Source organism: Streptomyces sp. NPDC031132 (assembly GCF_055570595.1).
This window is the reverse complement of record NZ_JBVIGX010000029.1, coordinates 1-19,642: the sequence shown is the minus strand read 5'-3', so window position 1 is coordinate 19,642 and position 19,642 is coordinate 1. Positions and strand designations below refer to the sequence as shown.

Below are 19,642 nucleotides of genomic sequence, written 5' to 3'. Positions count from 1 at the left end.
TTGATCATGTTCATCTGGGACGCGGAATGAGCGCGTACGGTTCCGAGCAGGGGAAGTGGCTGCCCGTTGCCCCGGCCGCAACGGCCGAACCGGCGTCACGCCCGGGGCAACGAGCCGCCCCCGCTAGGGGTGTCGTCAAAGTCCCGTCTGGCCGCCCTCACGGGCGGACGACGCTACTTAGACGACACCCCCTAGGCGGGCTGCTCCGGCTCGGTGGCGGTGATCACCGCGAAGGTCCCGCCCTGGGAGTCGGCGAGGACCGCCATCCGCCCGGCCGCCATGTCGAATGCCGGGGCCATGACGCTGCCGCCGGCCCGCTCCGCGGCCGCCTGGATGCTGTCGACGTCGTCGACGTGGAAGTACGGCAGCCAGTGCGGCGGAACCCCGGCCGGCAGGGCGGAGAGGTCCATCATCCCGCCGACCGCGCGCTCGCCGACCTTGAACTCCTTGTACCCCTCGGCGCCCGGCATCTGCGACGGGACCGTGGTGACCGGCAGTACGGTCGAGTAGAACGCGGCGGCGGCGTCGGTGTCGCCGGTGTTCAGCTCGTTCCAGATCAGCGCGCCGTGCTCGTTGACGATGCCCGCGCCGGGGAAGGTCCCGTACTGCCACAGGCCGACCACGGCGCCGGTCGGGTCGGTGATGACGGCCATCCGCCCGAGGTCCATGACGTCCATCGCGCCCATCATCACCGAGCCGCCCGCGTCGGTGACCGCCTTGAGGGTGGCGTCGACGTCGTTGGTGGCCAGGTACGTGGTCCACGCGGTCGGCGGCATCGGGTCCGGCACCGTCCCGTCGGGGTTCATCGCCTTCATGATCCCGGCCACCGGCTTGCCCTTGAGGGTGCAGACGGAGTAGCCGCCGGTCTCCGGCGGGCCGACCTCCCCCTGCCAGCCGAAGAGGTCGCGGTAGAAGTCGAGGGCGGCCTGCTGGTCGGGGACCATCAGGTCGATCCAGCAGGGGGTACCGGCCTGGTAGGGGCCGTTCATTTCGGGCACGGATGCCTCCGGGGCTACCGATGAGAGTTGGACGGCCCGTCCCTACCCCGCTCGCGCGGCCCGAATCGGGCCGTACGGATGAATGTGCGACTCCTCGGCTATGGTCGGCCGCTGTTGATCAACTGACTCTGTACGGGGGCATGGTGACGGTACGAGAGATACGCGCGGCGGCGCAGATGATCGGACGGCGCAACGCACTGCGCTACCTGGCGATCGGGGTCGGCGCCTCGCTGGTCGCGGCGTGCGGCGGCAAGGACAAGACCCCGGCCGCGGCCCCGGCCTCCGGGGGCGCGGCCGCATCGTCCTCGGCGCGGGCCTCGGCCTCGGCCTCGGCGGCTGCGAGTGGCGGGGCCGCCCCCTCCCCGTCCGCCCCGGCGCCGACCGCCTCCAGCGTGGTGACCCGGGCCTTCGACGCCTTCATCAAGGGCGACTGGCACATCGAGTCGACCACGCCGAACGGCGAGACCGTGAAGGGGACCGGCACCGTGAACGCGGACGGCGGCGGGAACTCCGGCTGGACCATCACCTGGACCGGCGGCCCCGAGCCCGTCACCTGGCACGGAGGCTGGCTGCACCGTGGCGGCCACCTGGTCCTCGACGTGTACGAGGCCCCCAAGGGCGTGAGCCGGCTGACCGGTGGCCAGGCACTCACCGTTCCGAACGAGGTCGGGGACGACGTCTCGCTCACCTTCCCCTGGCAGCCCCCGGGCCACGGGGACACGAGCGACGGCCAGGTGCTGAAGGTGACGTACAAGAACAACGTGCTGCGGATCGTCCACAGCGAGAGCGGGCACAGCGAGTCGGTGCACGTCTGCACCCGCGCCTAGGGTCGTCGTCAGATGCCGGACGCGTGGGCCACGAACCCGGCCCACGCGTGCGGCCCGAAGGCCAGGTGGTCACGCTGGATGTCCTTGGAGTCCCGGACCAGGACGGCGCGGGGGGTGTTGGCCACCTCGACGCAGTCGTCACCCTCGCTGCTGTCGCTGTAGCTGCTCTTGAACCAGGCGACCTCGACGCAGTCGTTACCGTCGCTGCTGCTGTGGCTGCTCTTGAACCAGTCCAACTCGGGGTGGTGGATCATGTTTCTCCCAGCAGTTCCTCGATGAAGGCCCTCGACTCTCGGGGCGTGAGCGCCTGAGCTCGGATGATGCCATAGCGCAGCTCAAGGATCCGGATCTCCTTCGGGTCGGAGACCGTCCGTCCGTAGAACGCCCCGTCCGATCGTCCGACCGCTGAGCCGTCGGCGAACTTCAACACCTGGATCCGGCCGCCCATGCCTGCGTGTTCCTCGCAGTCGGTTGGCATCACCTGGAACTCTACGTTCGGCAACTGGATGACCTCCAAGAGGTGTTCGAGCTGTCGGCGCAGCACCATTGTGCCTCCGATGGGGCGGGTGAGAGTGACCTGCTCTTGGACGAAGTTGAGCGCCGGGGCGGGGGTGCGCCCGAAGATCGACTGCCGAGCCATCCGACCAGCCAGGTTCCGGTCCAACTCGTCCTGCGAGTACGCGGGCCGCCGCATCCTGAACAATGCCGCTGCGTACTCTTCCGTCTGCAACAACCCATGAAGGTTGTGGCTGCCGTAGGCGGCGACTTCGACTGCCTTCCCCTCCATCTTCGCCAGGGCGCGGATCTTCTTTGGGTAGCGGACCTGTTCCAGGTCGACCTTCATGGCGGAGATCTTGCCGCCTGCATTCAGTACCTTGTCGGCCCTGTCCAGGTACTCGGGGCGGGGGATGCGTTTGCCCGCCTCGACCTTGCGTACCTGATCTTCCCCGTACTGGATGGCCGCCCCGAAGTCGGCCGCCCGCATTCCGGCCGACTCTCGCCAGGCTTTGAGCTGGCGGCCCAGCGCGGCGAGCACCGCCACGCCTTGTTCGTCCTCCGGGTCTACGTCCCAGCCGGGTTCTTCCGTACCGTCATTGTTGTCCACACTCATTGCGCGCCCACTTCCGACGAGCCGATGTCCTCAGCGCCCCGTACCCGTGAGGTCGGTCCGGACAGCCGCGACAGCACTGGACAAGCACCGGACAAACGCGGGACGTACGGGCGGTGTTGGTTCCCACGGTACGCACGAGCGGCCACGCTGAGTGACGTGATTCCTCAACTCGTCGACTTTCACGTCCAGCTGTCCGCGACCCCGCGCGGGGCTCGACTCGGGCGCGTGCTCGCCATCGAACAACTCCGGGCCTGGGGGCTGCCCTTGGAGGTGCCGGGGCAGATCATCGCGGAGCTCTCCGCCAACGCCATCACCCACGGCCGCGTGCCCGGGCGGGACTTCCGGCTCGCCCTCACCGTCACTCCCCGCACGCTGCTCATCGAGGTGGCGGACACCCGGGGCGACCGGATCCCGCAGATCCACGACGCGGGGCGCGGGCTCGTACTCGTCGAAGCGCTCGCGGACCGTTGGGGCGTACGGGAGGGGCCGGTTCCGTGCAAGGTGGTGTGGGCGGAGGTCTCGCTCGAAGCCGTGTCGCGGGCTGCCGCGATCCGGCGGGCTTAGACGCATAAAGACCTAAAGAACCGGGGGAAAGAACCCACCAACCCCACCCCACCGGCCCCGTCGCTCGGTCGGGTGAACTGTGCCAACTGGGCTGGATTTCGGGGTGGTTGGCGGGCATATGCTCGCCCCGACAACCGCAGACATGAGACGGCCCCCGGCGGGACTGCAATCCCGGTCGAGGGCCTGACCAAGCAGGAAGACTCAACCTTCCCCATGGCTCTTGAGCACCCTAGCGCGCCCTCGCGCGCCTCGTCCCGAGTTCTTGCCGGGACCCCCCGATCCGGTGTCATCCACGTCAACACGTGGCATGCGAGTCACTACACCGTGGTCGGCAACCACCTCCTCCAGCACCGCGAGCTGTCGGCGACGGCGATCGGGGTCGCGGCGTACATCCAGTCGCTGCCCGACGGGGCCCCGGTGGGCATCAGGGCGCTCACCGAACGGTTCCCGGAGGGCGAGATCCGCATCAGCGCGGCCCTGCGGGAGTTGGAGCGGTTCGGCTACCTGGAACGGCGGCGCGAGCGGCTGGACACCGGGCGCGTGGTGACCCGTACGTACTCGTACAACAAGCCGGGGGCCCCGTCGGAAGGGCCTCCGCCGCCGGACCGCGAGCCCGTACCGGAGCCGGAGCCGGAGCCGGAGCCGGAGGAAACCCCGGAGCCCGAACCGGAGCCTGCGCCCCCGCCCCCGCCTCCGGCGGAGGAGCTGCACCCGGGGGCGGCGGACCTCCTCGCCGGGTTGCGGCGCTACGACCCACGCCTCCTGCTGGCCGAGCGCGACGTACAGCGGCTCGCGCCGAAGGTCTCGGTCTGGCTGGAGCGCGGGGCGGACCCCGAGGCCATCGGGCTGACCCTGACCGGGAACCTCCCCGAGCCGATGCGCAGCCCCGCGTCCGTACTCGCGTACCGGCTCGAGGCGCTGCTCCCGCCGCGCCTGCCGGCGGCCCCGGCGGCGAGGCCGGTCAGACGGCCGGACCCGTTCCAGACCTGCGACGGCTGCGACCGCGCCTTCCGCGCCCCGCACCCGGGCGGCCGCTGCCGCGACTGCCCGCCACCCGAGGCGCGCGAGGCGGCCTGACGGGAGCGCAGGAGCCCGGAGCCACCCGAGCTGAGGCATGAAGGCGGAGCCCGGCCTTCCTGCACGGCCGGGCTCCGTCTCTTGTCGCCGACTACGCGTGCGGCGCCTGCTTCTTCCCGTCCGCCTTGTCGTTGTCGTCCTCGGGCTTGATCTTGGTGGACGTGGTGTCCTTGTTGTTGTCCTTGCGCGGGTCGGCATCGTCGCCGTACACCGTGGCGGTGTTCTTCACGGTGGTGGGCTTCGAGACGTTCGCCGCGGTGCCGGTCACCTTGATCTCCACGTGGTCGCCCTCCGGGAGGGGACCACCCGTGCAGGAGAGGAGGCCGTCGGTGATCTCGCAGCCCTCCGTCGACGTGGTGGGCGAAAGGATCTTCGCCGGGATGTCGTCGGTGAGCGACCAGCCGGAGGAGTCGCCCTTTTCGTTCCTCACGGTGATGCGGTAGCTGACCTTGTTGCCCGCCGTGACGCTCTTGGGGCTGTGCTTGCGCACCGACAGGTCCGCCGACGAGTCGAGGAAGCACGAAGTGGCGTCGAGGTTCGTCGCCGGGGTCGTGGTCTGCGTCGACAGCACGGTGAACCTGGGGTTGGAGCCGGCCGCGTTCTTCACGCGGACGCGGATGAGCTGACCCGAGTTGCGGAAGAAGCCGAGGTCGCCGTTGCCGTACGTGAAGACGCCGCCGAAGTCCTCGCCACCCGGGAGCACACCCGGGAAGAAGTCCACGCTCTCGTTGGCGATGTCGACCCGCGTGATGGCGCCCGCGTCCGTCGAGCCCCACAGGAATCCGTCGCGGAACGCGATGTCGAAGACGTCGAGTGTCGGGTCGGCCAGCTCGGGGACGTTGATGACCCCCGACACCGAGCGGCTGGTGACGTCGATCCGGTAGATCTCGCCCGTGTTGTCGGCCAGGACGTAGTAGTTGCCGTCGTCGTCGAACGTTCCGGAGATGTAGAGGGCGGGCGGCAGACCGTCGATGGCACCGAGGTCGGTGAAGTCACCGTTGCGGTCGAAGCGGACCAGGTTGTTGGTCGTGGTGCCGAACGTGACCCCGTAGAGGAAGCGGTCGTGCGGGTTCACTCCGATGGCGTTGTAGAGGAATGGCGTCGGGGCGCCCAGCGGCGTGAACCGGACCGTTCCCGGACCCCTGTCGGCGGTGTACAGCTGGTCCGGGTCACCGAAGGAGGCGTAGACCTTCCCGTCGCACTCGACGGGATCCCCCTCGTGCTGCCGCTGCGCGGCGGCCACCGCGGGGGCCGGGACGGCGCCGGCCGGTGACGCCACCGTGCCGGAGGCGAGACCGGCGACGATGCCCATCGCGCCGAGCGCGGTCAGCGCGCGCAGCCGCCGCTTTCGGGTGTTCGGTCCACTTGTTCCACGACTCACGAACATGCACCTTTCGCTGCTGAGGGCAGACGAGGCCGCACGAAGCAGCCCCCTGGCTCTGTGGCGGTAGTGACGACGAGACACAGGTCAGCACAGGGGGCGTCGGGCAGGCCGTCACGGCTCGGGCTTCGGGAACGGAGTTCGCTCCAATGCACCAGGAAGATCAGCGGCGGAGGCGGGTGCCGCGTGCATCGCGACGTGCGAGTGTGGGGGCATGGCCATCGAGGTGCGCCCGGCCGGGGTGTGCGGGGACGTCCGGACCCTGCGCGGGCCGAAGTCGGCGGGGGCCGACGTCTGCTGGTGTCTGAGTCATCGGATCCCGTCCAAGCTCGACAACGAGCTGCGCGGGGAGGCCCGCGTGCGTACGCGGCCGAGCTGTGCCGTGCGGATCCGCCTCCCGGGGTGATCGCGTACGACGGTGACGAGCCGGTCGGCAGGGCCGCCGTGGCGCCGCGCGCGGACACCTCCTTCGCGCGCAACCGCAAGAGCCCGCACGTCGACGACCTGCCGGTCTGGTCGCCGGCCCGGTGCGTCAGGCTTCCGGTTGGCGCACGCATTCGATGCGGTAGTCGCCGTTCTCCGGGTCGATCGTGACGCCGTGGGCCTCGCTGTGGAAGCCGGGGAAGGCCCGGTCGAAGGCTTCCAGCGCGCTGAGGTAGCGCAGCAGCGGGCCGTCGGGGGCGCCGACGGACTCCCCGGGCATCAGCACGGGAATGCCGGGCGGGGTGACCGTGACCATCGCGGCCGCCACCCGGCCGGCCGCATCGGCCAGCCGCAGGCGTTCCGTACCGCCCCGGATCAGCTGCTGGTAGCAGTGCCGGGGCGGCGCGACGGGCTCCGGGAGCTGCTGGAAGGCCGTGTCGAGCGCGGTGATCAGATCGGCGCGGGTGAGGTGCCCGTGCATCTCCCGGCACAGCCGGCCCAGGGTGGTGCCGGCGTACCGGCGCGGGAACTGCTCGACCAGACCGGGCAGGACCCGCTCGAGCGGCGCGTCCGTGTCGTACAGGGCCTTGAAGTCCATGAGGGCGTCCATCAGGGTGCCCCACTTGCCCTTGGTGATGCCCATGGAGAAGAGGACGAGCGTGCTGTAGCTGTCGGTCTTCTCCACGACGATGCCGCGGTTCGCCAGGTAGGCGGTGAGGATCCGCGCCGGGATGCCCCACGACGAGGTCTCGCCGGTGGCCGTCACACCGGGGCAGGTCAGGGTCACCTTGACCGGGTCCAGCAGGCAGTAGCCCTCGCCGAGGCCCGTGAACCCGTGCCAGTCGGCGCTGGGCTCGAGGTGCCAGCAGCCGGGCTCGCGGCTCAGCAGCGTGGGCGGGGCGTCGGCGAACGGGATGCGCTCGCCGGTGGCCGGGTCGGTGACGGTGTCGGGCTGCCAGACGCCGAAGAACCAGCCGGGCCGGTCGCCCGCGGCGGCGATGCGGCGGCCGGTACGGACGACGGCCTGCCGGAAGCGGATCGCCTCGGTGATCGCCTCGTCGATCAGCCACTGGCCCTGCGCGCCGTCCATCATGGCGGTGGCCACGTCCAGGGAGGCGATCGCGGGATAGAGCGCCGAGGTGGTGCCGTGCATCATGAACGCCTCGTTGAACCGCTCGTGTTCGACGGGGGCGCGGGGCGCCGACTTGACGTGGACCATCGCGCACTGCGAGAGCGCGGCCAGCAGTTTGTGGGTGGACTGCGTGGAGAAGACGGTGGGCCGCTCGGGCCCCTCGAAGGTGTCGGGGCCGACGGCCATTCCGTAGCGCCCCGCGTACAGGGGGTGGAAGCGGGCGTAGGCGAACCAGGCCTCGTCGAAGTGCAGGCGCGGGGTGCTGGGGGCGAAGGCCCGGGCCGCCGCGACGGTGTCGTAGCACAGGCCGTCGTACGTGGAGTTGGTGAGGACGGCGTACTGGGCCTCGGGCGACACCGCGCCGGCGGTCAGCGGGTTGGCCGCGATCCGGGCGGCGACCGCCGCCGCATCGGTCTCGGCCGGGGGCAGCGGGCCGGCCAGGCCGTAGCCGTTGCGCGTGGGCACGAGGTAGACGGGTCGGGCACCGGAGATCACCAGGCCGTGCAGCACGGACTTGTGGCAGTTGCGGTCCACCAGCGCGATCTCGTCGGAGGTGACGCTGTAGTGGCCGACCATGCGGTCGGCGGTGGAGTCGCCGTGCAGGACGAAGTACGTACGGTCGGCGCCGAAGACGCGGGCGGCGTTGCGCTCCGCCTCGCCGATCGGCCCGCTGTGCTCGAAGAGCGATCCCAGCTCGCCGACCGAGATCGACAGGTCGCTGCGGAAGAGGCGCTCGCCGTAGTACTCGAAGAAGGCCCGTCCGGCGGGGGACTTGAGGAACGCGACGCCGCCCGCGTGCGCGGGGGTGTGCCAGGAGTACTCGTGGGCGTCGTCGAAGCGGCGCAGCGCTTTGAAGAAGGGCGGCAGGACGTCCTTGTGGTACGCGCGGGCGGCGGTGACGACGCGGCCGGCGATGAAGGCGGGGGTGTCCTCCAAGGGCCAGATGTAGCCGACGACCGCCTCGGAGACCCACAGGGGCAGGTGTTCGAGGTCCTGGTCGGACTCGTCGGCCATGAGGAGGAAGACGGGCAGGTCCTTGAAGCGGCGCGCGATGTGCCGCAGGACCTCGGCGCCACCGCCCTCTTCGGCGGCGCCCTTGCCGCCCGGAAGGTCCCAGGCGACGACGGCCGCCGCGAGCCCCGGCTCCGTGTGCAGGGTGGCCCGTGCGTCCCTGGCGCCGGCGGCCCACCGCGGATCCAGCCCCTTGTTCTCCATCTCCTTGCCGATACGGCGCAGTTGCTCAGAACTCGCGCCGCCGCCCAGAGGGTTCTCCCGCAGGGCCAGCAGGACCGTACCGTTCGCCATCGCATCCGCCTCTGTCGTGCCGCTGTGCCGCTGTGCCGCTCTGCCCGGCTGCGCCGACGTGGCGTCGGCCTGCGGCACAGTCTTTCGGCGGTGTGCGGACGCTTGCGGATCTTCGGCGTGCGCTTCACTCGCACGAGGCGGCCGGCTGAGGCCGGTGGTGCGGGTGGTGTGGAGGTGTCGGGTGGGTTCGGGTCGGGGTGGCGGGAGGGCTGGTCAGCCGGGGTGGGCGTGCATAGATTACCGGCGGTAACTCCCGAGTCGAGCCGAGGAGGGCGCCGTGGAAGCCGTGGGAGCCGAACCCAAGCTGGTACCGCCCGTGTTGACCGTCGTCGACGGGGTGGTGCGGGAGGTGGCGGTGCCCGCGCTGGCCGGGGTGCCGGGGAGCGGGTCGCTCGGGGACATCCCGTTCCAGAACGCCCGCGAGGCCCCCGGCGAGGTCGTGCTCGCCCGCAAGGAGCAGGACGGGAGCTGGCGGGACGTCACCGCCGCCGAGTTCGCGGCCGAGGTGATGGCCGTCGCCAAGGGCCTGATCGCCGAGGGGCTGCGCGAGGGCGACCGGCTCGCGATCATGGCCCGGACCACCTACGAGTGGACCCTGCTGGACTTCGCCGGATGGGCCGCCGGGCTGGTCACCGTACCGATCTACCCGACCTCCTCCGCGCTCCAGGCCCGCTGGATCATCCAGGACTCCGGCGCCGTGGCCTGCGCCGTCGAGGACACCGCGCAGGCGCGCATCATCAGCGCCGAGCGGGCGCACCTGCCCTGGCTGGCGCACCTGTGGGAGTTCGACACCGGGGCGTTGGCGCGGCTGGTCAAGGCCGGCGAGGACCTGCCCGACGCGGTGGTGCACGCGCGCCGGTCCGTCCGTACGCCGGACTCCGTGGCCACCCTCATCTACACGTCCGGCACGACCGGACAGCCCAAGGGCTGCGTGATCACGCACGCCAACTTCTTCGCCGAGTGCGACAACGCGGTCGAGCTGCTGCATCCCGTCTTCAAGTCCGTCAGCCAGGACGCGGCCTCCACGCTGCTCTTCCTGCCGCTGTCGCACGTGTTCGGGCGGATGGTGGCCGTGGGGTGCCTGCGGGCGCGCGTGAAGCTCGGCCATGCGCCGAGCATCCAGACCGAGGACCTGCTCGCCGATCTCGCCGGCTTCCAGCCGACGTTCCTGCTGGCCATCCCGTACGTACTGGAGAAGGTCTACAACACCGCGCGGGCCACCGCCGAAAGGATGGGCCGGGCCTCGTCGTTCGACCGGGCGGCGCGGATCGCGCAGCGGTACGGGGAGATCGTCGAGGGCCGGACCCCGGGGGTGAGCCTGCGGGCGGCGCGGGCGCTGTACGACCCGCTCGTCTACCGGCGGATCCGGGCGGCGCTGGGCGGGCGCGTGCGGTACATCCTGAGCGGGGGCTCGCCGCTCGGGCGGCGGCTCGCGGCGTTCTACACGGGAGCCGGGATCGACGTCTTCGAGGGGTACGGGCTCACGGAGACGACCGGGGCCAGCACGGTGACGCCGCCGCTGAAGCCGAGGCTCGGGACGGTGGGGTGGCCGCTGCCGGGCACGGCGGTGCGGATCGCGGACGACGGGGAGGTGCTGCTGCGGGGCCGGCACGTGTTCGCGGGGTACTGGAACACCGCCGCCCACGGGGGTGTGGGGGCTGGGGGCTGGCTCGCCACCGGGGACATCGGGGAGCTGGACGGGGAGGGGTACCTGACGATCACCGGGCGGAAGAAGGACCTGATCATCACGTCCGGCGGCAAGAACGTGGCCCCGGCCCCGCTCGAGGACTGGCTCCGGGCCCACCCGCTGGTCGGCCAGTGCATGGTGGTCGGCGACAACCGGCCGTACGTGGTGGCGCTGATCACCTTGGAGCCGGAGGGGCTGGCGCACTGGCGGCAGATGCGGAAGAAGACGGGCGTGCCGACCAGGGAGCTGGTCCGGGACGAGGAACTGCGGGCGGATCTCCAGCGGGCGGTGGACGAGGCGAACCGGCTGGTGTCGCGGGCGGAGTCGATCCGGCGGTTCGCGGTGCTGGTGGGGGAGTTCACGGAGGCGCGGGGGCAGTTGACGCCGTCGCTGAAGCTGAAGCGGGGGGCTATCGCCAGGGATTACGGGCGGGAGATCGAGGATCTGTACCGCAGGGGGTGACTTGACTGGGTGACTTGACCCTGCCCGTCCCGTGCCGGGGGGGCGGGTGCGGGGTGCCGCTGCGCGGAGCTTCTCCCCGCCCCGCCCTTTCGCCGTTTCCCGGGGGCTCCGCCCCCGGACCCCCGCGCCTCAAACGCCGGCGGGGCTGGACGGGGTGGGGGCTACGCGGGGATCGCGGCCAGGCCCGCCTCGGCGATCTTCACGTCGTCCGACCAGTGGCCGCCCGAGACGCCGATGCCGCCGACCAGCTGGCCGTCCACGACGATCGGGAGGCCTCCGCCGAAGGTGACCAGGCGGTCGATACCGGTCCGGGCGCCCACCGACAGCTGCGCGTCGTTCTCGACGAACTCGTGCCAGTCGGTGGTGCTCAGACCGAACGCGGCCGCGGTGTAGGCCTTGTCCTGGGCGATCTGGATGGTCATCAGGCCCGACCCGTCCATCCGGGCGAACGCGCTGAGGTGGCCGGACTCGTCGACCACCGCGACGGCGAACCGCAGCTCCGTCTCCCGGGCCGCGGCGAGGGCGGCGTCGACGATGGCGCGCGCAAGGTCGTTGCTGAGGGCGGGGCGGATGCGGACGGCAGTCATGTCGAGCTCCTTGCAGAGGTGAGCGGCAGTTGTTCGTATGCATGCAGCTAACAGCATGCGAATAGCTCTACGCAAGCTGCCTGCCGTCTCGGCGGGAACTGGCGGCCGTCTCCTACACTCGGCGCATGCATTACTCCGAGCGACTGTTGGTCTTCATCAAGCAGGCCGAGCGCGTGACCCAGGCCGCGAAGGAGGCCGCCGTGCGCGAGGCGGGGATCACCGCCGCGCAGCAGGGCGCGCTCGCCGTGCTCAGCGACAACCCCGGGATCAACGCCGCCGAGCTCGCACGCAAGCTCTCGGTGACTCCGCAGACGATGAACAGCCTGCTCGGCCGGCTGGAGGCGCGCGGCCTGGTCGCCCGTACCCCGCACCCGATCCACGGCACGCTGATCGAGATCCGGATGACCGAGCGCGGCGCGGAGGTGTTCGCCCAGGCCGACGCGCTGGTGGCGAAGCTCGACGCCCGGCTCGCCGAGGGCCTCTCCGAGACCGAGTCGGCCGCCGTACGGGAGCTGCTCACCCGGATCATCCGGAACGCCGAGGCCCCAGGCCTCTGAGTCCTGGGTCCTGGGGCCTGGGGCCTGGGGCCTGAGGGCGTCGGGCGTGCCCGTCCGGTCAGCAGTTGGCGTGCGTCGGGCGGTCCGCGAAGCGGTCCGCCAGCCAGTTGCCCGCCGCCAGGGAGTGGGTGATCACGCCGCTCACGTGCTCGCCGACCCAGATCGTGTCCCACTCCACGTTCGCGCCCTTCGCGCACCACTCGGAGCGCAGCTGGCGCCCGACGGCGTACGGGATGAGCTCGTCGCCGAGCGCGTGGTACTGGTGCACCGGCGCGGCCGGGGCCGTCCGCCCGAGCCTGCTCTGGTTCAACCGGGCCTGCCAGTCCGGCTGTTCGAGGGGATTGCGGGTCGTCAGGTCGGAGATCCGCTTGAAGGAGCCCGCGATCGCGTCGATCGCCACGCAGTTCTCCTTCATCCCCGACACCAACGCCTTGCCCGCGGGGTTGAGGTACGAGTCCAGGCGGAGCTCCGGGAACGCCGCGTCCTGGCCCGCCGCCGCCATGAAGATGAGGCCGGAGCCGTACGAGCCGTTGTTGAAGTCCGCCACCTTCATCAGGTCGGCCGGGACCCCGCCGCTCGCCGTGCCCTTCACCTTCAGCTCGGGGGCGTACGAACCCTGCAGCTCGGCGGCCCAGCTGCTGGCCTGGCCGCCCTGGGAGTAGCCCATGATGCCGACCGGAGCGCCGGCCCCCAGGCCCGCCTCCGGCAGTCGCTCGGCTGCGCGGGCGGCATCGAGCATGGCGCGGCCGGCCGAGGGACCGACCGTGTAGGTGTGGACCCCCGGCGTGCCGAGGCCCTCGTAGTCGGTGACGACCACGGCCCAGCCGCGCAGGGTGAGCTGCTGGATCAGGTTGGCCTCCATGGCGGTGCCGTACGGGAGGTTGTTGCTCGGCGCGCAGGAGTCGCCCATGCCGACGGTGCCGACGGCGTAGGTGACGAGCGGGCGCGGGCCGGTCCGGCCGTCCTGGGGGACGATCACGGTGCCGGAGACGGTGTTCGGGGCGCCGTCGGCGGTGGTGGAGCGGTAGTGGATCTTCCAGGCCTTGGTGCCGGTCGGCTGGCCGGGCAGCGGGTGGAAGGCCGAGGGGGCGACATCGACGATGTCCCCGGGCCGGCCGGCTTCGGATCCGGACGCGGATGCGGTGGCCGTCGACGGGATCCCGGCCGAGACGGCGGCCAGTGCGGCCACGACGGCGAACGCGGTCCTGCGGGTGGGGGTTCGGAAACGCATGGGCGGCTCTCCCAACGGAACGTTTCGTGCGGGGGGTGGGTGAGGAGAACGTAGTGACCGACCGGTAGGCACGTCGTTGACCGCGCAGCTCACCTTTCCTGGCCCGGGATCGCACAGGCCCGTCCGGCCCCCGTCCGGCCCCCTTCCGGCCCCCGTCCGGTACTCGTACGACGGAGAAGGTGGGCCAGGCGGCGCAGCCTGCGCTTGCGGACCGGCCGCCGCGTGGCATGCCTCCCGCATGGCACGCATCATCACCGCCGGGGTCGTCTCCGCGACGACCGCCGCGCTCTTCACCCTGGGACTCCCCGCCGCAGGCGCCGCCGCCCCGCCGACCTGCTTCGGCGTCGCGGCCACCCTCACCGGCACGGGCACCCTCACCGGCACGCCCGGCAACGACGTCATCGTCGGATCTGCCGCGGCCGACACCATCGACGGCCTCGGCGGCAACGACCTCATCTGCGGGCTCGGCGGCAACGACCAGCTGGTCGGCGGCCTCGGCAGCGACCGGCTCGACGGCGCCGCCGGCAACGACGTCCTGCGAGGCGACACCGCCCTCGACACCGGCAACGCGACCGGCGGCGGCAACGACGAACTGCGCGGCGGCGACGGCGACGACGACATGGTCGGCGACTCGTTCACCGCGAGCGGGAACGCCCTGGGGGGAGGCAACGACCTCCTGGACGGCGGCCCCGGCGTCGACTTCATGACCGGCGATTCCAGGAGCCTGGACGCCGGGACCGCGCGCGGCGGCGGCAACGACCGGCTGTTCGGCGGGGACGGCGACGACGAGCACATCGACGGCGACAGCGTCGCCCTCGGCGGTGACGCCGAGGGCGGAGGAAACGACCTCCTGGACGGCGGCAACGGCGACGACGGCCTGGTCGGCGACTCGGCCGCGCCCCTCCAGGGGACGGCGACCGGCGCGGGCAACGACATCCTGCGCGCCGGCCCGGGCACCGGCGACACCGCCATCGGTGACAGCGAGGGCGTCGCGGGAGCCGTCGGCAGCGGCGGCAACGACGTGATCGACATGGGGGCCGACGGCGGCGTCTTCGCCCTGGGCGACCACAACATCAACGACCCGGCGGGTGGCCGGGCCACCGGCGCGGGCAACGACCGGATCACCGGCGGCTCCGCTGCCGACATCCTCATCGGCGACAGCTCCGTCGGGGACGACTCCGTCACCTCGGCCGGAAACGACCAGATCGACGGAGGGGGCGGCGACGACCTCCTCTTCGGCGACAACTCCAACTTCGACGGGGACGCGACCGCCGGCACGGCGGGCGGCCGGGACCAGCTGCGCGGCCAGGCCGGCGACGACTCGATCTTCGCCGGCCCCGCCGACGACTTCCTCGACGGCGGAGCGAACACCGACTTCTGCGACGGGGAGGCAGGTACCGCAGACGTGGCCGTCAACTGCGAGACGACCGCCAACATCCCGTAGGCCGCTGCAGGCCGTTCACTGCCAACCACCGGATGCGATCCGGTACGCGCCCGGCGTCGTCCCCGTCCAGCGGCGGAACGCGCGGTGGAAGGCGGTGTCCTCCGAGAAGCCCAGCCGGGCCGCCAGTTCCGCGATCGGCTCCCCGCTCTCCGCCAGCCCCGCGATCGCCGCGTCCCGCCGCACGTGGTCCTTCAGCTGCTGGAACGAGGTCCCCTCCTGCCGGAGCCGGCGCCGCAGCGTCGCCGGGGACACCGCCAGCCGCGCCGCCACCTCCCCCAGCGCCGGCAGCCGCGGAGAGCTGCGCAACTGCCGTGCCAGGGCCCGGCGGACCTGCTCCGCGACCGTCGTCCCGTACTCCGGCCGCGACAGCAGGTCGAAGGGGGCCCGGCGCAGCATCGCGTCCAGTGCGGGCTCGTCCCGTACGAGCGGTGCGGCCAGCCAGTGCGCGTCGAAGGCGGCGCCCGTACGGTCCGCCCCGAAGCGGACCGGACAGTCGAAGAGGATCTCGTACTCGGCCTCGTGCGGCGGCGGAGGGTACGCGAACGCGGCGTACGCGAGCGGGATGCGCCGCCCGATCAGCCAGCTGCTCAGCCGGTGCCAGATGGCGAGCACGCACTCGGTCAGGAAACGCTCCTCGTCCCGCGCGAAATCGTTGTGCACGGTGAACCGCGCCTCGGTGCCCGTCACTTCGAGCGCCAGCTCCGGGCCGCCCGGGAAGAGGCCGTAGAACGTCGCGGCGCGCTCCACCGCCGCGCCGAGGTCCCGGCAGCCCAGCGAGGCGTAGCACATCATCGCGAACGTGCCCGGGCGGCTCGGCACCGCGGACAGCCCCAGGAACTCGTCCTGCGTGGTCCGGTACAGCGCCCGGAACAGCCGGGCGAACTGCGCCGGCGTGATCCGCGCCCGGTCGTCGCCGAGCAGCAGCGGCGGGATCTGCGCCTCCTGGAGCAGCGGCACGGTGTCGATGCCGCTGCGCGCCGCCCCCGCGAGCACGGCGCGCACGTGGTGCACGGTGATCGTCCGCCTCCCCATGGTCCGACGGTAGCCCCCCTGAGCGCTGGGGTCAGCGGGGGTGACGCTTCCGGTCATGTCGCAGGGCAGGCGGGCCTGCCTAGCGTCATCGGTACGTACGTGCCCCGGACGTACCCCCAGGGAGGCGAAGGCGATGGACGCTGTGCGACCGGAGACGCTGGCGGTGTTCACGGAGTGGACCGGGGAGCGGTACGGCGGAGAGACCGCCCTGCGGTTCAGAGAGGACGGCGGCTGGACCACCGTCACGTACGCCGAACTGCGCGCCCGCGTACGGCAGACCGGGCGGGCGCTGCTCGGGCTGGGGGTCGCGCCGGGCGAGCGGGTGGCGGTCCTGGCCGAGACCCGGCCGGCGTGGACGTACACCCACTTCGGGATCCTGGCGGCGGGCGCCGTCCTCGTACCCGTGTACCCGACGGCGGGGGACGAGGAGCTGGCGTGGGTCCTGGCTGACTCGGAGGCGGTGGCCGTGGTCTGCGACGACACGGTGCAGGCGGCCCGGGTGGAGGCGCTGCGGGCGAAGCTGCCGGCGCTGCGGGCGGTCGTAGGGATGGACGCGCTGTTGGAGCTGCCGGGGCTGCCGGGGAGGGAACCCGTCCCGGAGGCGGAACTCCTGGAGCGGGCCCGGCGGGTGGCCCCCGGCGCCGACGCGTCGATCGTCTACACCTCGGGGACGACGGGCCTGCCGAAGGGCTGCCGCCTCACGCACGGGAACCTGGGCGCCATCCAGGACGCGACGCTTCCGCTGACCCGGGGCGGACCGGGCGACTCCACGTACCTGTACCTGCCGCTGGCGCACCTGCTGGCCCAGCTGATCCAGTTCACGACGCTGCTGCAGGGCGGGGAGCTGTGCTACTTCGGCGGGCGGATCGAGGACGTGCTGTCCGAGCTCGCCGAGGCGCGGCCCACCCATCTCCCGTCCGTACCTCGGCTGTTCGAGAAGGTCCACTCGGTGGTGCTGTCCCTGGCGGAGTCCCGGGAGGGCGGCGCCGAGCGCTTCCGGGAGGCGGTGCGGCTGGGGGTGCTGGCGGCGGAGGGTCGGCTGCCGGAGTCCTCGCGGGCGGCGTACGAGGAGGCGGAGAAGAACCTGTACTCCCTGGTCAGGGGCGCCTTCGGGGGCCGGCTGAACTGGGCGCTGACCGGGGGAGCGCCGATCGCCCCGGCGACCCTGGACTTCCTGCGGGCCTGTGGGATCGCGGTCTACGAGGGCTACGGCATGACCGAGTCCGGCGGGGTGATCAGCCTGAACCACCCGGCGGCCGTCCGCCACGGCACGGTGGGCCGGCCGATCGCGGGCTGCGAGGTCTGCATCGCGGCGGACGGCGAGGTCCTGGCCCGGGGGCCGATGGTCTTCCCGGGCTACCACGCGAACCCGGCCGCGACGGCGCAGGCGCTGGACGCGCAGGGCTGGCTGCACACCGGGGACCTGGGGGAGCTGGACGCCGACGGCTTCCTGTCGATCACGGGCCGCAAGAAGGAGCTGATCATCACCTCGTCGGGGAAGAACATCACCCCGACGGAGGTCGAGTTCGCCGTCCAGCGCTCCCGCTACGTGTCGCGGGCCGTCCTGATCGGCGACCACCGGCCCCACCCGGTCGCCCTGATCACCCTGGACGCGGAGGAGATCACGGCGTGGGCGAAGCGGCAGGGCCTCGACCTCGACCCGGCCGGGGCGGCCGCCCACCCGGCGGTGCGCGCCCTGGTCGAGGAGGCGGTGACGGCGGCCAACGCCACGGTCTCCCGCCCGGCCCGCATCCGCGCCTTCCACGTCCTGCCCGAGGACCTCACCATCGAGGCGGGCACCTTGACCCCGACCCTGAAACTCCGCCGGACCGCGGTGGCGGAGCGGTACGCGGCGGAGATCGACGCGCTGTACGGGGACGGGCCGGACCGCCGGGACTGAGGCCGCCGGGGCTGAGGCCGCGGGGGCGGTCGAAGCCTCAGTCGCGGGCGTACGACCCGAGGCCGACCAGGCAGTACACGTACTCGTTGAGGGTGATCCCGCCGCGGCTGTAACGGTACGAGAACGCGTACTGGGTCTTCGGATTGCTGTTGCAGCGGTCCAGCTCCGACGTGAGCGGGATGCTCTCGATCACCTTGTAGTGCGCGTCGGACGCCGAACAGGAGACCTCCTCCACGCCGGTGACCTTCGTCGGGGTCGTCGAGTCCGGCAGGGTCCCGTTGAGGCAGGTCCCCCGGTCGAACGGGCTGGGGGCCGGCTCCTCGGAGGGCGAGGCGAGCGGATCGCTCGAGCTGATCACCGGGGGCGGCGCCGGGGCCGGAGACCAGGAGCTGTACGAGGGCGTGGGCCGCGGGGCGGCGGCGCCGTCCTTGTCGTCGTCCCCGCTGTTCAGCAGGATCGCGCCGATGACGATGGCGACGACGATTCCGAGTGCGACGAGGCACCCGCGCGAGCTCGACGCGGGCGCGGGTGCCGGCGCCGGTCCGGGGCCCGGGGAGACCCGGATGCGCAGCAGCACCTCGCCCTCGCCGAGCCGGGCCCGCACGAGATCGCCGTCCCGGGAGGGCGGAATCCGTAGCCGGGCCACGCCGGTCGCCAGCGTCACGGTCAGAATCACACCGTGGGCGGCCTGCTGCGGGGTGATGGTGATCGGGATCTCCTGAGACTCCACCGGCTGCTCCACGGGGTGAGGGGGACGACTGCCTGACGGGTCCTCATCGAGTGTGCAGGACCGGCGTGTTGGGACGCAGTCGTTCCGCCGTGACGGCCCGGCCGCCGTGGTGGGGGCAGCGGCCGGGCGGACTCGCCCGTGATCAGCCGAACTGGCCCGGCTGGTAGTCGCCCGCCGGCTGCTGGACGATCACGTTCATCCGGTTGTAGGTGTTGATCAGGGCGATGAGGGAGACCAGCGCGGCCAGCTGGTCCTCGTCGTAGTACTTGGCGGCTTCCGCCCAGGCCTCGTCCGTGACACCGCCGGCGGCGTCGGCGATGCGCGTGCCCTGCTCCGTCAGCTCCAGGGCCGCCCGCTCGGCGTCGGTGAACACCGTCGCCTCACGCCAGGCCGCGACCAGGTTGAGCCGCACGGCGGTCTCCCCGGCGTGTACGGCGTCCTTGAAGTGCATGTCGGTGCAGAAGCCGCAGCCGTTGATCTGGCTGGCCCGCAGCTTCACCAGCTCCTGCGTGGGGGCCGGCAGCGTCGAGTCCGAGATGACCTTGCCCGCCGAGTTGATGTACCGCGCGAACTTGGCGGCGACGGCGTTGCCGAAGAAGTTGAGCCGAGCGTCCATCGTGATCTCCTTGCCGTATCGACCGTTACGCAGCTCTGACGGAACAGCGCGTGCGGATGTGACGGCCGGCCGACACGGCCGGGTGTGATCTGCGTCTCACCCCGTCGGCTGGGGCGGGGGTGGGGGTGGGGGCGGCGGGGTCTGCGCACGCGGCACCAGGAAAGTCGATCGGGACGCAAGTGGGCCGGTCCGCGCGCTCGGCGGCGCAGCGTTCAGCCGGGCCCTCGCGGGGCGGGGTCTTCGCACTCGGCACAGTGAGAGCCGATCGGGACGCGCGGACGACGGGGTCCGCGTACTCGGCGTCGGGAGGGTGGGTCGGGGGCGGGGTCTGTGTGAGCGGCGTCGGAGGCGCGTCGGGCGGGATGTGGGGGCGGGGGTCTTGGTGCTCTGTGTCGGAGGCGTCGGGCGGGGAGCCAGGGGGCGGGGTCTGTGTGAGCGGCGTCGGGAGGTTGGATCGGGACGTACGGGCGGCGGGGTCCGCGTACTCGGCGTCGGTGTGTGTCCGGGGGCGTCCCGTCAGTCCACTGTCCTTCCGGTGCGGTCCGGGCCGTCAAGGGCGCTCCTTCGTCGCGTCGCTT

Annotated in this window: 17 protein-coding genes and 1 pseudogene; 8 read left to right on the top strand and 10 right to left on the bottom strand. The window is 72.1% G+C overall.

What is annotated here, in order from left to right:
- Positions 1 to 191 precede the first annotated feature (191 nt).
- Complete coding sequence (locus ACZ49B_RS30475) at positions 192 to 989, bottom strand: VOC family protein (RefSeq protein ID WP_468312081.1); 798 nt, start codon at positions 987 to 989, stop codon at positions 192 to 194.
- 149 nt (positions 990 to 1,138) lie between these two features.
- On the opposite strand from ACZ49B_RS30475, the gene ACZ49B_RS30470 reads away from it, so the two are divergent.
- Positions 1,139 to 1,825, top strand: a complete 687-nt coding sequence (locus ACZ49B_RS30470; RefSeq protein ID WP_468311974.1) for a hypothetical protein — start codon at positions 1,139 to 1,141, stop codon at positions 1,823 to 1,825.
- Between the two features lie 8 nt (positions 1,826 to 1,833).
- Here the strand turns inward: ACZ49B_RS30470 and ACZ49B_RS30465 are convergent, their stop codons facing one another.
- Entirely contained in the window at positions 1,834 to 2,079 is a 246-nt protein-coding gene (locus ACZ49B_RS30465; protein WP_468311972.1) for a DUF397 domain-containing protein, read from the bottom strand.
- Positions 2,076 to 2,936, bottom strand: a complete 861-nt coding sequence (locus ACZ49B_RS30460; protein WP_468311970.1) for a helix-turn-helix domain-containing protein — start codon at positions 2,934 to 2,936, stop codon at positions 2,076 to 2,078. Before ACZ49B_RS30460 ends, ACZ49B_RS30465 begins: the two co-directional genes overlap by 4 nt.
- 156 nt (positions 2,937 to 3,092) lie before the next feature.
- Here ACZ49B_RS30460 and ACZ49B_RS30455 point away from each other — a divergent pair, with 156 nt between their 5' ends.
- The gene (locus ACZ49B_RS30455) at positions 3,093 to 3,500 is read left to right on the top strand and encodes an ATP-binding protein (protein ID WP_468311968.1); all 408 of its coding nucleotides are present in this window, start codon (positions 3,093 to 3,095) and stop codon (positions 3,498 to 3,500) included.
- Positions 3,501 to 3,824: 324 nt separating this feature from the next.
- A complete protein-coding gene (locus tag ACZ49B_RS30450; protein WP_468311966.1) occupies positions 3,825 to 4,577 on the top strand; it encodes a helix-turn-helix domain-containing protein in 753 nt (250 codons plus the stop codon).
- Between the two features lie 91 nt (positions 4,578 to 4,668).
- Here ACZ49B_RS30450 and ACZ49B_RS30445 read toward each other — a convergent pair whose 3' ends face one another.
- Positions 4,669 to 5,958: a DUF11 domain-containing protein gene (locus tag ACZ49B_RS30445; protein WP_468311964.1), complete on the bottom strand. Its 1,290-nt coding sequence runs from the start codon at positions 5,956 to 5,958 to the stop codon at positions 4,669 to 4,671.
- Positions 5,959 to 6,172: 214 nt separating this feature from the next.
- Between ACZ49B_RS30445 and ACZ49B_RS30440 the strand changes: the two are divergent.
- Positions 6,173 to 6,513 (top strand): annotated as a pseudogene (locus ACZ49B_RS30440) (GNAT family N-acetyltransferase); the annotation flags it as partial.
- Here ACZ49B_RS30440 and ACZ49B_RS30435 read toward each other — a convergent pair.
- A complete protein-coding gene (locus ACZ49B_RS30435) occupies positions 6,491 to 8,818 on the bottom strand; it encodes an Orn/Lys/Arg family decarboxylase (protein WP_468311962.1) in 2,328 nt (775 codons plus the stop codon). The pseudogene ACZ49B_RS30440 and the gene ACZ49B_RS30435 sit on opposite strands and share 23 nt — an antisense overlap.
- A gap of 277 nt (positions 8,819 to 9,095) precedes the next feature.
- Between ACZ49B_RS30435 and ACZ49B_RS30430 the strand changes: the two genes are divergently transcribed.
- Positions 9,096 to 10,967, top strand: a complete 1,872-nt coding sequence (locus tag ACZ49B_RS30430; RefSeq protein ID WP_468311960.1) for an AMP-dependent synthetase/ligase — start codon at positions 9,096 to 9,098, stop codon at positions 10,965 to 10,967.
- Between the two features lie 161 nt (positions 10,968 to 11,128).
- Here ACZ49B_RS30430 and ACZ49B_RS30425 read toward each other — a convergent pair whose 3' ends face one another.
- On the bottom strand, positions 11,129 to 11,554 hold the full coding sequence (locus ACZ49B_RS30425) for a GlcG/HbpS family heme-binding protein (protein WP_468311958.1): 426 nt from the start codon (positions 11,552 to 11,554) through the stop codon (positions 11,129 to 11,131).
- A gap of 125 nt (positions 11,555 to 11,679) precedes the next feature.
- On the opposite strand from ACZ49B_RS30425, the gene ACZ49B_RS30420 reads away from it, so the two are divergent.
- Entirely contained in the window at positions 11,680 to 12,111 is a 432-nt protein-coding gene (locus ACZ49B_RS30420; RefSeq protein WP_468311956.1) for a MarR family winged helix-turn-helix transcriptional regulator, read from the top strand.
- A 58-nt stretch (positions 12,112 to 12,169) separates the two neighbouring features.
- On the opposite strand, the gene ACZ49B_RS30415 is transcribed toward ACZ49B_RS30420, so the two are convergent.
- Positions 12,170 to 13,342: a lipase family protein gene (locus tag ACZ49B_RS30415; RefSeq protein WP_468311954.1), complete on the bottom strand. Its 1,173-nt coding sequence runs from the start codon at positions 13,340 to 13,342 to the stop codon at positions 12,170 to 12,172.
- A gap of 238 nt (positions 13,343 to 13,580) precedes the next feature.
- Here ACZ49B_RS30415 and ACZ49B_RS30410 point away from each other — a divergent pair, with 238 nt between their 5' ends.
- Entirely contained in the window at positions 13,581 to 14,786 is a 1,206-nt protein-coding gene (locus ACZ49B_RS30410) for a calcium-binding protein (protein WP_468311952.1), read from the top strand.
- A gap of 15 nt (positions 14,787 to 14,801) precedes the next feature.
- Here the strand turns inward: ACZ49B_RS30410 and ACZ49B_RS30405 are convergent, their stop codons facing one another.
- Entirely contained in the window at positions 14,802 to 15,818 is a 1,017-nt protein-coding gene (locus ACZ49B_RS30405) for an AraC family transcriptional regulator (protein ID WP_468311950.1), read from the bottom strand.
- Positions 15,819 to 15,951: 133 nt separating this feature from the next.
- Here ACZ49B_RS30405 and ACZ49B_RS30400 point away from each other — a divergent pair, with 133 nt between their 5' ends.
- Positions 15,952 to 17,718 carry an AMP-dependent synthetase/ligase gene (locus ACZ49B_RS30400; RefSeq protein WP_468311948.1) on the top strand — a complete coding sequence of 589 codons (1,767 nt, stop codon included), beginning with the start codon at positions 15,952 to 15,954 and terminating at the stop codon, positions 17,716 to 17,718.
- 37 nt (positions 17,719 to 17,755) lie between these two features.
- Here the strand turns inward: ACZ49B_RS30400 and ACZ49B_RS30395 are convergent, their stop codons facing one another.
- Positions 17,756 to 18,448: an LppU/SCO3897 family protein gene (locus ACZ49B_RS30395; protein WP_468311946.1), complete on the bottom strand. Its 693-nt coding sequence runs from the start codon at positions 18,446 to 18,448 to the stop codon at positions 17,756 to 17,758.
- A 142-nt stretch (positions 18,449 to 18,590) separates the two neighbouring features.
- Complete coding sequence (locus ACZ49B_RS30390) at positions 18,591 to 19,064, bottom strand: carboxymuconolactone decarboxylase family protein (protein ID WP_468311944.1); 474 nt, start codon at positions 19,062 to 19,064, stop codon at positions 18,591 to 18,593.
- Positions 19,065 to 19,642: the final 578 nt, after the last annotated feature.